The organism is Kitasatospora sp. NPDC004272, from assembly GCF_053603035.1.
Genome location: NZ_JBSGET010000206.1, coordinates 1 through 10280 on the forward strand (window position 1 = coordinate 1; position 10280 = coordinate 10280).

11 protein-coding genes are annotated in these 10280 nt (G+C 77.7%); 6 read left to right on the top strand and 5 right to left on the bottom strand.

The window, feature by feature from the left end:
- Positions 1 to 20 precede the first annotated feature (20 nt).
- Positions 21 to 359, top strand: a complete 339-nt coding sequence (locus ACWEO5_RS36285) for a hypothetical protein (protein ID WP_452166368.1) — start codon at positions 21 to 23, stop codon at positions 357 to 359.
- A 42-nt stretch (positions 360 to 401) separates the two neighbouring features.
- On the opposite strand, the gene ACWEO5_RS36290 is transcribed toward ACWEO5_RS36285, so the two are convergent.
- Positions 402 to 2378 (bottom strand): AfsR/SARP family transcriptional regulator, encoded by a 1977-nt coding sequence (locus tag ACWEO5_RS36290; protein WP_452166369.1) that lies wholly within the window; start codon positions 2376 to 2378, stop codon positions 402 to 404.
- A 128-nt stretch (positions 2379 to 2506) separates the two neighbouring features.
- Here ACWEO5_RS36290 and ACWEO5_RS36295 point away from each other — a divergent pair, with 128 nt between their 5' ends.
- Positions 2507 to 3388: an alpha/beta fold hydrolase gene (locus ACWEO5_RS36295; protein ID WP_452166370.1), complete on the top strand. Its 882-nt coding sequence runs from the start codon at positions 2507 to 2509 to the stop codon at positions 3386 to 3388.
- A 52-nt stretch (positions 3389 to 3440) separates the two neighbouring features.
- Here ACWEO5_RS36295 and ACWEO5_RS36300 read toward each other — a convergent pair whose 3' ends face one another.
- Positions 3441 to 4472 carry an oxidoreductase gene (locus ACWEO5_RS36300; protein WP_452166371.1) on the bottom strand — a complete coding sequence of 344 codons (1032 nt, stop codon included), beginning with the start codon at positions 4470 to 4472 and terminating at the stop codon, positions 3441 to 3443.
- A gap of 34 nt (positions 4473 to 4506) precedes the next feature.
- Positions 4507 to 4965, bottom strand: a complete 459-nt coding sequence (locus tag ACWEO5_RS36305; RefSeq protein WP_452166372.1) for a hypothetical protein — start codon at positions 4963 to 4965, stop codon at positions 4507 to 4509.
- Positions 4966 to 5112: 147 nt separating this feature from the next.
- Between ACWEO5_RS36305 and ACWEO5_RS36310 the strand changes: the two genes are divergently transcribed.
- Complete coding sequence (locus tag ACWEO5_RS36310) at positions 5113 to 5559, top strand: MerR family transcriptional regulator (protein WP_452166373.1); 447 nt, start codon at positions 5113 to 5115, stop codon at positions 5557 to 5559.
- Positions 5560 to 5823: 264 nt separating this feature from the next.
- Here the strand turns inward: ACWEO5_RS36310 and ACWEO5_RS36315 are convergent, their stop codons facing one another.
- Positions 5824 to 6186 carry a winged helix-turn-helix transcriptional regulator gene (locus tag ACWEO5_RS36315; RefSeq protein ID WP_452166374.1) on the bottom strand — a complete coding sequence of 121 codons (363 nt, stop codon included), beginning with the start codon at positions 6184 to 6186 and terminating at the stop codon, positions 5824 to 5826.
- Between the two features lie 112 nt (positions 6187 to 6298).
- Here ACWEO5_RS36315 and ACWEO5_RS36320 point away from each other — a divergent pair, with 112 nt between their 5' ends.
- Both ACWEO5_RS36320 and ACWEO5_RS36325 read left to right on the top strand, forming a co-directional pair.
- The gene (locus tag ACWEO5_RS36320; protein ID WP_452166375.1) at positions 6299 to 6943 is read left to right on the top strand and encodes an NADPH-dependent F420 reductase; all 645 of its coding nucleotides are present in this window, start codon (positions 6299 to 6301) and stop codon (positions 6941 to 6943) included.
- A gap of 174 nt (positions 6944 to 7117) precedes the next feature.
- The gene (locus ACWEO5_RS36325) at positions 7118 to 7891 is read left to right on the top strand and encodes a glycosyltransferase family 2 protein (protein ID WP_452166376.1); all 774 of its coding nucleotides are present in this window, start codon (positions 7118 to 7120) and stop codon (positions 7889 to 7891) included.
- 86 nt (positions 7892 to 7977) lie between these two features.
- On the opposite strand, the gene ACWEO5_RS36330 is transcribed toward ACWEO5_RS36325, so the two are convergent.
- On the bottom strand, positions 7978 to 8373 hold the full coding sequence (locus tag ACWEO5_RS36330; protein ID WP_452166377.1) for a DUF4333 domain-containing protein: 396 nt from the start codon (positions 8371 to 8373) through the stop codon (positions 7978 to 7980).
- A 519-nt stretch (positions 8374 to 8892) separates the two neighbouring features.
- On the opposite strand from ACWEO5_RS36330, the gene ACWEO5_RS36335 reads away from it, so the two are divergent.
- Complete coding sequence (locus ACWEO5_RS36335) at positions 8893 to 10002, top strand: LacI family DNA-binding transcriptional regulator (RefSeq protein WP_452166378.1); 1110 nt, start codon at positions 8893 to 8895, stop codon at positions 10000 to 10002.
- Positions 10003 to 10280 lie beyond the last annotated feature (278 nt).

Below are 10280 nucleotides of genomic sequence, written 5' to 3' on the forward strand. Positions count from 1 at the left end.
GTTGTGACTGGAGTTAAGAAGTGTTCTCTTCCGATCTCGCGCCGCGGCCGGTCCGGGCCTGCCCGGCCTGCGCCCAGCGGGTGCGCACCACCGCGCCGCCGTACTACGCCGAACCCGCCGCCGTCGGCTACCCGCCCACCATGGCCGGCCAGCCCCAGCCGGGCTACCCCCCGTACGGCCACCCCCAGCAGCACGGCTACGACCACCACCCGCACGAGCAGCAGGGCGGCGGCCGCCGCTTCGGCACCGGCGCGATGATCGGCGCGGGCGCGGCGGGCCTGGTCGGCGGCGCCCTGCTGTACGAGGCCTTCGACGACGACACGCCCGACGTGGTGGTCAACAACTACTACGAGGACTGATCCGGCCGGCCCGCCTCGCCCGGTCCCGTCCGCCCAGCCCGCTCAGCCCGCCCCGGCCGTCCCGGTCGCTTCGGCCAGGTAGCGGGCCACCGGGCCCAGGGTCAGCAGCCCGCTGGCCGCCCCGGCGTGCTCGGCCCGGGCGCCGCGCAGCGCCTCGGCGGCCCGGGCCGCCGGGGCGGGTCGTCCCAGCCGGGCGGCGGCCCGGGCGGTCAGGCACCACAGGGCTTCCTGGAGGTGGTCGGGCGGGGGGTCGGGCAGCGCGGCGAGCGCGGCGGCGGCCTCCGTCCGGCGCTCCTGCGCGAGCAGGACGTGCGGGCGGGCCCAGGGCAGGTAGGGCCCCCAGTCCAGCCGCGGGTCGACGGGGGCGGGCCGCCCGTGCAGCAGGCGCAGCCCGAGCAGGGCGAGCGGGAGCAGGCCGCGGTGCAGGCCGGGCATCCCGGCGGTGCGCAGGGCCGTCCCGGCCTCCCGGTAGCGGGCGGCGGCCTCGGCGGCGGTCGGCCCGCCGGGGCGGGTGCTGCGTTCGGCGGCGGCCCGGGCCCGGAACCACCCGGTGAGGACGCCGACCAGCGGCGCCTCGACGGTGGCGGCGAGCCGTTCGGCGGCCCGCGCGTGCTCGGCGGCGGCGTCCAGGTCGCCGAGCGCGGAGGCGGACTGCAGGCGGACCAGCCGGCCGAGGACGGCGAAGTGCGGCAGGTCGTGCCGGGTCGCCAGGTCGAGGATCTCGGCGCCGGTGCGGTCCCGGTCGGGGGCCAGGCCGGGGCGGCCGAAGGACTGTAGGAACACCCCGTTGAGGGCGAACGCCAGCAGCGCCGGATCGCCCGCGCGCCGGGCCAGTTCCTCGGCCCGGCGGGCCGCCCACCCGGCGCGGCGCAGCCGCTGCGGCGTCAGGTCGGCGCTGCGGCTCTCCACCGCGACGGTGGCCAGCAGCCGGGCGGCCACCGCGTCGGGGGCGTCCGGGCCGAGCGCGGCGAGGGTCCGTTCGGCGGCCTCGACCACGGCCCGGGACTGCTCGGCGTCGTCGGCCCGGCTCCACAGCGCGGGGACGTCGTAGGCGCCGATGACCCGGGCGGTCAGCTCGGGGTCGCCGGTGCGCTCGGCGGCGCGGATCGCGGCGAGCCGGTCGCGCCGGGCGTGCAGCAGGGCGTCACCGCCGGCCAGCGAGAGGGTGCGGGCGAGGTCGACGGTGGTGCGCGGGCCGAGCCGGCCGCCGGGCACGCCCCAGGCGGCGGGCGGCCGCCCGGGCGGGGCGCTACCGGTGAGGATGTCCGCCTCCAGGCGCTGGAGTTCCGCGCCCGGGTCCAGGCCGAGCCGTTCGCCGAGCAGGGTGCGGGCGCGGCGCAGGGCGGCCAGGGCGTCGGCCTGCCGGCCGGCCTGCTGCAGGGCGCGGGCGAGCAGCGCCCAGGCCGGTTCGCGCCACGGGTGCTCGTCGACGTGGGCGCCCAGTTCGGCGGCCAGTTGGGCGGCCGGTCCGGTGCTCCCCGGGGTGTCGGCCGCGGGGTGCGGGGCCGCGTCGAGGAGCAGCCGGGCGCGCAACTCGACCCCGTCCAGCCGCAGTTCCTCCAGCCTGGTGCGCTCGCGCCGGGCCCAGGCCCGGTCGGGCAGGTCGGCGTAGGCGGGGCCGCGCCAGTCGGCGAGGGCGGCGGTGAGCTCGGGGGCGGCGGCGGGGTCGTGTCGGGCGCGGACCAGGGTGTCCTCGAAGCGGTGGGCGTCGACGTCCGCGCGGGGCAGCCGCAGGGCGTAGCCGGTGCCCTCGGTGACCAGCAGGCGGGACGGGGCGCGGGGCGGCCGCTCGGGTTCCAGGGCGCGGCGCAGTGCGCCGACGAAGGTCCGCAGGGCGCCGACGGCGCGGGGCGGCGGGTCGGCCGCCCACAGGTCGTCGACGAGGGTGCCGGCGGGGACCGCCCGTCCTTCGGCGGCGACCAGTCGGGCCAGCACTTCGCGGTGGCGGGGGCCGCCCAGTTCCACCGGGGTTCCGTCCTCGCGCCGGGCCCGGACGGAACCGAGCACGTCGATTCGCATGCCCCCATCCTCCCTCCGGGGCGCCGGGCGGACGGCGGGGCGGGCCGTCCGCCCGGCCGGTTGCTGATCGGTTGCTGATCGGCGTCGCCGAGGCTGGTGCGGTCGGTTCCCGATCGAGGAGGAGTCCCGTGGAGACGTTCGACGTTCCCGGTTTCGAAGACGTCCGGTTGCCCGGTGCGGACGGGGTGGAGGTGGCCGCGTGGGTCGGCGGCAGCGGCAGTCCGGTGGTGCTGCTGCACGGTTTCCCGCAGACCCGCCTGATGTGGCGGCACGTCGCCGGGCGGCTCGCCGCCGAGCACACGGTGATCTGCCCCGACCTGCGCGGCTACGGCGACAGCGGGAAGCCCGCGGCCACCGGCCCGGAGGTGTACGCCAAGCGGGCGATGGCCGCCGACGTGGTGGCGCTGGCAGCGGCGCTCGGCCACCGGCGGTTCGCGCTGGTCGGGCACGACCGGGGCGCGCTGGTCGCCTTCCGCGCCGGGCTGGACCACCCCGGGGCGGTCACCCATCTGGGCGTCCTCGACGTCGTGCCGACGCTCGACACCTGGGACGTCCTGCACGGCACCTCGGCGGCGGTCGGCTACCACCTGTACCTGATGGCGCAGCCGCCCGGCCTGCCGGAGACGATGATCGCCAACAGCGCGGACGCGTTCTTCGGGTCGTTCCTCGACTCCTGGGCGAACGACCCGGCCGCGCTGCCCCCGCGGGTGCGCGCGGAGTACCTGCGGGCGAGCGCGGCGGCCGTCCCGTCGATCGTCGCGGACTACCGGGCCTCCGCGGGCATCGACGTGCTGCACGACCGGGCCGACCTGGACGCCGGGTCGCGGCTGGCCATGCCGGTCACCGTCGTCCAACAGGACTGGGGCGCCCGGCTGGGCTACGACGCGGCCGCGGTCTGGCGGGCCTGGGCCCCCGACCTGGACCACCGGCTGACCCGCGCGGGGCACTTCATGGCCGAGGAGGCCCCCGACGAGATCGCCGCGGCCGTCCGGGACCTGCTGACCCGCTGACCCGCTGGCCCGCCGCGCGGCGCCCCGGCGGGGTCGGGGCCGCCGGCGGGCTTCAGCGGCCGATCGGCGGGGCGCCGGTCGCGGCGAGGGACGCCTCCCAGAGCCGGGCGGCCTGTTCGGGGTCGACCGCGTGGTCGCGGACGCCGCCGTCGTCCACCGGGCTGTCGGGGGCGCTGATCCGGGCGACCTCGCAGTCCTCCAGGTAGAGGCCGCCGCGGCCGTCCAGCAGCGGTGAGACGGCCGCCCACAGCCCGGTCGCCGCGCCCTGCCCGGGGCTCTTGAAGCCGGCCCCGACGACCTCGCCACGCTCGTTCACCCACCCCCGGTCGACCTGCTCCCGCCGCGTCATCTCCCGCTGCAGCCCGGTGATGATCCTGCCCGGGTGGAGCGCGAACGCCCGGACGCCGTCCTCCCGTCCGAGCGCGTCCAGGTGCACGGCGAACAGCGCGTTGGCGGTCTTGGCCTGGCCGTACGCGAGCCACTTGTCGTAGCCGGTGCGGAAGTGCGGGTCGTGCCAGCGGATGCCGGTCAGCGCGTGCCCGGCCGAACTGCTGACGACCACCCGCGCCCCGCCGGTGGCTGCGGCCGCCGCGACCAGCAGCGGGTGGAGCTCGCAGGCCAGCGCGAAGTGCCCGAAGTGGTTGACCGCCAACTGCCCTTCCCAGCCCGGCCCGAACCGCCGCTCCGGGGTCGCCATCACCCCGGCGACGGCCATCAGCAGGTCCAGCCGGTCGAACCGCTCGCGGATCAGCGCGGCGGCGGAGCGGACGCTGCCGGGGTCGGCCAGGTCCATCGGGACGACCTCGGCACCGTCCGTCGCCCCCGCCGCGCCCAGGGCGGTCCGGGCGACGTCCGGGCGGCGCGCCGGCACCAGGACCCGGGCCCCGGCGGCCGTCAGGGCCAGGGTGGTGGCCAGGCCCAGCCCCGAGTAGCCGCCGGTCACCACGGCGGTCGTCCCCGCGAGGTCCCGGCCGGCCAGCACCTCCCGGGCGGTGCTGGCGGCGGAGAAGGGTGAACCCAGCGGCTGCTGCAGGGAGTTGGCGGTCGGATCGGTGGCCGGGTCGTTCGTCGCGTGGGTGCTCATGCCGTGGACGCTACGATCTCGACCGCGGTCTAGCTCAAGTCCCGTCCGGGTCCGATCGGGCGGCGCGCCGCCCGGGCCGTGCCGGTCCGGACCCGGTGGCCGGCCGAGCGGACGGCTGCTCGTCGCGGCCCTCCGGGGTGAGCGCGTCGCGGCGGGCGAGGGCCACCGCCAGCGGCACGCCCAGCCGCTCGGCCGCGCGGCGGCGGGCCCGCACCTGCGCGCGGGTCCGCGGGCGGAACGAGGGGAGCCGGGTGCAGCCGCAGCCGGGCCGGTGGTCGTAGGTCAGCCCCTCCGCGAGCACGGCGGCGACCACCGACCACGCCTTCGTGTCGCGCCGCCGGGGCGCGGCGAAGTCGTGGCCCGCGAAGACGAGTTCACCGCGGCAGCCGGGGCAGACCTGCTTCCGGATCGGCCACGGACTGCCCTTGAAGGAGAGCCGGCAGGCGACGCACACGTAGTGCCGGAGGGCACCGTTGGAGGCGCGGTAGCACATGCCGGAGAGGCTACCCGCCGTCCCCGACCGGGCCCGGCGGGATTCCCCGGCCCAACCGGTCGGCCGTCCGTCCTATGCTTCCCGACCGGGGCCGGAACGGGCCCGACGCCTTCGCGGGCGGTGCGGTGGAGGGGAGGGACGCGCGGCGTGACCGGCACCGGGACGGACGAGGACGGCGGCGGGGCGGGCGCGGCACGGTGGTGGGGCATCGGCGAGGTGGCCGAGCGGACGGGGCTGAGCGTGCACGCGCTGCGCCTCTACGAGCGCGAGGGGCTGCTGGTCGGGCCGGTGCGGCGCAGTGCGGGTGGGCGGCGGCAGTACGGCTCGGTCGACGTCGAGTGGCTGCTGATCTGCGTGCGGCTGCGCGAGTCCGACATGCCGCTCGCCGACCTCAAGCGGTTCGCCGCACTGGTCCGCAGCGGGCCGGGCAACGAGGCCGAGCGGCTGCGGCTGCTCGACGCCCACCGGGAGCGGGTGGACGCCCGGATCCGGGCCCTGGAGGAGTGCCGGTCGGTGATCGACCGGAAGGTCGGTGTCTACGCCGACCACCTCGCCCGCGGCGAGGCCACGGGCCTGTGGGACCCGACGGCCTGAAGCCCCTCCCCCTCGCCGGCTGCGGAACGGCTCGGGCCGGGCGGCCGCCGAGGAGGAATCCGAAGTCGGCGGGGCGGGCTCTTCTTCGCCGCCGCACCCGCCGCACCCGACGACCGGGTGACCGGACGGGCGGCACGGGACGGGTTGCCCGGGACGGAACCCGGACGGGCACCGTCCCGCCCCGGTGGCGCTACGCGCTCGCCCCGGCTCCCTTCCGGCTCCCGCCCGGTGCCTCCCGGGCCGGGGGCGGGTCGGCGCGGACGGTCACGCCGCCTCGGCCGCCTCCTGGGCGGCGAGGATCTGTCCGGCGTGCCGGACCGCCCAGTCGCCGAGGGCGGCGAGCGGGCCCTCGGCCAGGCTGCTGCCCAGTGCGGAGAGCTCGTAGGACACCGCGCGGTCGCCCGGGGCGGTGACGCGGACGATCAGGCCGTTGGCGTGCAGGCGGCGCAGGGTCTGGGTGAGGACCTTGTCGCTGACGCCCGCGACGGCGGCCAGCAGGTCGAGGCGGCGGCGCCGGCCGGCCCGCAGGGCCATCAGCACCACCGGGTCCCAGGTGTGGGCGATCAGTTCGGCGGCCAGGCGTACCGCGCAGTCGGCGGCGAAGGGTTCGCAGTGGTGGTCGTTCACGGTTCCGTTCCTACCCGGTCCGGGCCTACCGAACGGTAGGCCCGGGGCTCCTAGCGTGATGTGCCATCAGGTCCGCACCGGACCATCGTGGTACGAGAAACGGGAGAACGACGTGCAGATCGGCATTCTGGGCACCGGCGCGCTGGCCTCGGCACTGGCGGAGGCGTGGGCGGCGAGCGGGCACCGGGTTCTCGTCGGCGGGCGTTCGCGGGACAAGGCGCTGGCGATCGCCGACCGGCTGGGCGACGCGGTGCGGGCGGTCGAGCCCGCGGAGGTGGCGGGGGCGAGCGGCGCGGTGGTCGTCGCGGTCTCCTGGGAGGGTCTCGACGAGGCGCTCGCCCTGGCGGGGGCCGGGCAGGGCTCGCTGGCCGGGAAGGCGGTGATCGACTGCACCAACGCGGTGGACTACGCCGACGGCCTGCTCAAGCCGTCCACCGGTTCGGCGGTGGAGCACGTCGCGGCGCTGGCGCCGGGCAGCCACGTGGTGAAGGCGCTGCACCTGTTCGCGGGGGCGGGCTGGCTGCTGCCCGCCGAGGGGCAGCCGACCCGGACGGTGGCGATGTGCGGCGACGACGGGGCGGCCCTGGAGACCGCGTCCGAACTGGTCCGCGACCTCGGCGGCGTCCCCGCCGTGATCGGCGGCCTGGAGCACGCCCGGCAGTTGGAGGACGTGGCCGGCTTCGTCATGCGCCTGGTCGCCACCGGCCACGACCCGGCCACCGCCGTCCCGGTCGTCGAACCCCGCCCCGCCGCCTGACCCGGGCCCGTCCCGCCCGTGCACGGGGTGCGCGGGCGGGGCGGCCCGCTTGATACGGTGCAGGTCACAACGTCGTGGCCGTGGAGGTGGCGGCCCGCCGCGTGGTGGGCCCGGTGGGCCCGGTCCGCGGTGACGACGTCCCCGACGATCCCGTTCCGGGTGAGGAGCCCCGCCGTGCCCCTGGTTTCCGTGGTGATGCCGGTCCACAACTCGGCCGCCACTCTCGGCGCTTCGGTGCGCTCCGTGCTCGCGCAGACCCACGCCGACGTGGAGCTGCTGATCACCGACGACGCGTCCGAGGACGACTCGATGGAGCTGCTGCGGGAGCTGGCCCGGCAGGACGGGCGGGTGCTCGCGCAGCCGGCGCCCGAGCAGGGCGGTGCGGCGCGGGCCCGGAACCTGGCGATCGCCCGGGCGCGGGGGGAGTACGTGGCGTTCCTGGACAGCGACGACATGTGGCTGCCGGAGAAGCTGGAGCGCCAGCTCGCGTTCGCCGCGGACGGCGACGCCCCGCTGACGTTCACCTCCTACTACAAGGTCGACGGCGACCACACCGGCGAGGCCCGGGACTTCACCCCCAACGGCCGGGTGGTCACGGCCCGGGAGCGCGTCACGTACCGGGACATGCTGGTGCAGGACCACATCGGGGCGCTGACCGCGATGTACGACCGGGCCGCGCTGGGCACCCGGCTGATGCCGGACATGCCGAAGCGGCAGGACTACGCGCTGTGGCTGTCGATCATGCGCGACGGGCACGCCGCCCGGGGCCTGCGCGAGCCGCTGGCGATCTACCGGGCGGGCCGGGCCGGGTCGCTGTCCTCGAACAAGCTGTCGCTGGTGAAGCACAACTGGGCGCTGTACCGCGAGCACGAGCAACTGCCGCTGCACCGCTCGGTGCTGGCGCTGGCCGGGGCGACGGTCCACTCGGTGCGCAAGGGCCGGATCTGAGGTCCGCCCGGCTCCGCGACGGGCCCCGGCGACGTCACGGGTGGGCGCGGCGGGCCGCCGCGCGGGCGGCCCGGGCGACGGCGGGGTCAGGGGGTGGCGGAGGCTTCCCCGCTGGGGAGGTCGTCGACCTTGATGTTGTAGTTGATGTCGGTGCCCTGCACCGAGGTGACGGTCAGGGTCAGGCCCAGCGAGCTCCCGTCGGCGGCGACCAGCTGGCAGCGCATGGTGGTGCCGACCTTGCCGAGCAGGTCGCCGGGGCAGGTGACGGTGGGTTCCGGCTGGTTCTGGCTCTTGGCGAGCGTCTCGGCGGTCTTCTTGCCGAGCTTGTCGGCGGAGAGCCTGGGCAGCGCGGCGTCGCCGCCGGCGGTCCGGGTCGGCTGGACGGTCCCCACGTGCACCTCGGCGGAACAACCGGTCAGGACGGCCGCCGCGGCGGCGGCCACGGCCATCGACGCGATCCCGGCACTGCGTATTGCGAACACTCTCGGCTCCTGCTCTCCCCGTACGCGCCACCCCGTGGGGGGACGCCTGCCTGGACGAAAGCCGGAGCCTAACACTCCGGGGCCGGCCCTCCGGAGCCTCCGGGGCGCCCTGGCCCGACGGCCCGTCACCTCCCGCCCGGGCCGGGGCGGTTCACCCCCCGGCCCGGACGTCCGGACGTCCACATGGCGAGACGGCCGTCCCGGCGGTGGCGCCGCACGCCGGGCCCGGGGCGCCCGGGACGGTGGCGATTCGTCTGACGGTCCGTCAGATCACGGGCGGGTCAACTCCCTTCGCACGGTGCGGGTCTGGCGATCATGGTCCGCGGGGCGGGTGCGGACGGGCGGCCCAGAGCCGGACGGGACGGGGGCGGGGGTGGGCCGGAGCCGGGCGGGACGGGGCGGACCGGTCCTGTCACAAGCCTTGACGGTCCACCGACCAGGCACCTACGGTGCGGTCACCGATGGCCCCGGGCGGGTGGCCACGGCCTCCCCCACCCCGCGCCAGGAAGGGCGACCGCGTTGCCCCTGCACCCGCTCCCCCACCCGATCACCGCCACCCGCCAGCCGGGCGGCACCCTCCCGGTCCCGACCACCCGCCCCGAGGCCCCCGCGGACCGCCCGGGCCCGGCGGACGGCTCGCCGGGCGCACCGCCCGGGCCGACGCTGGCCCAGGTCGCGGCCCGCGCGGGCGTGTCGAGCGCCACCGCGTCCCGGGTGCTGAACCGGTCCGCGCCGGTGTCCGCCGAGATCGCGGCGCGCGTCGAGCGCGCGGCCCGCGAATTGAACTACGTCCGCCGCCGGGCGCCCGCCGCGACGGCCCGGGACACCGGGGCGATCGCCGTGGTGGCGTTCGCGGACGTGCTGCGCTTCCACGCCGACCCGTTCCCGGTGCGGCTGCTGGCGGGTGCGCAGCGGGTCGTCCCGGACCGGGAGTTGGTGGTGCTGACCGCGGGGCCCGGCCCGGCCCGGCCGTCGCTGGTGCGCTACCTGTGCGGCGGGCACGTGGACGGCGTGCTGCTGGTCGGGCGCTGGGGCGATCCCGCGCTGCCGGGGCTGCTGCAGGCCGCGGGCGTGCCGGTGGTGTCGCTGGGCCGCCCCCCGCAGTCGCAGCGCCTGGCGCACGTGGACGCCGACAACCTGAGCGGCGCCCGGGCCGCCGTGAACCTGCTGCACCGGGCCGGGCGGCGGCGGATCGCCACCATCGCCGGGCCGCCGGACACCGCCGCGGGCGCCGACCGGCTGGCCGGCTACCGGCGGGCGATGGCCGACCAGGGCGACCCGGCCCGCTGCGCGGTGGCGTACGGCGACTTCGGGTCGCGCTCGGGCGAGCACGCGATGCTCCGGCTGCTCGACCAGTACCCGGACGTGGACGCGGTGTTCGCCGCCTCGGACGCGATGGCGATGGGCGCGCTGCGGGCGCTGCACCGGCTCGGGCGGCGGGTGCCGGACGACGTCGCGGTGATCGGCTTCGACGACTCCCCGGCCGCCGCGACCGCCCGGCCGGGCCTGACCACCGTCCGCCAGCCGGTGGAGGACCTGGGCGCCCGGGCGGTGGAACTGCTCCAGGACCCGACCCCGGGCCGCTCGGTGGTGCTGCCCACCCACCTGGTGGTGCGCCAGTCCTGCTGACGGCCCGGCGTCCGACGCCCGGCGGCGACCACGGCCGCCGGGCGGCGCGGCACCGTTACACCGTCACAGTCCGGGAACGGGCCGTTCCGCGCCCCTGTCACGACCCGGCCGACAGCTGTCACAGTGAAACGGTCGAAGGCCACGGGGGCCGGACGGGAACGAGGTTGGGCAGATGAGGACACGTCTGGCAGCAGTACTGCTCGCCCTGGCGCTGGCGGGCGGCGGCGCCACGCTGGCCACCGGCACGGCCGCGGCCGCACCGCGCACCGCCGCGGCCG

Bases quoted from the DNA above. Each gene is read 5' to 3' on its own strand.
- ACWEO5_RS36300 (WP_452166371.1), bottom strand. From the start codon at position 4,472: ATGAGCACCCACGCGACGAACGACCCGGCCACCGATCCGACCGCCAAC.
- ACWEO5_RS36290 (WP_452166369.1), bottom strand. From the start codon at position 2,378: ATGCGAATCGACGTGCTCGGTTCCGTCCGGGCCCGGCGCGAGGACGGA.
- ACWEO5_RS36305 (WP_452166372.1), bottom strand. From the start codon at position 4,965: ATGTGCTACCGCGCCTCCAACGGTGCCCTCCGGCACTACGTGTGCGTC.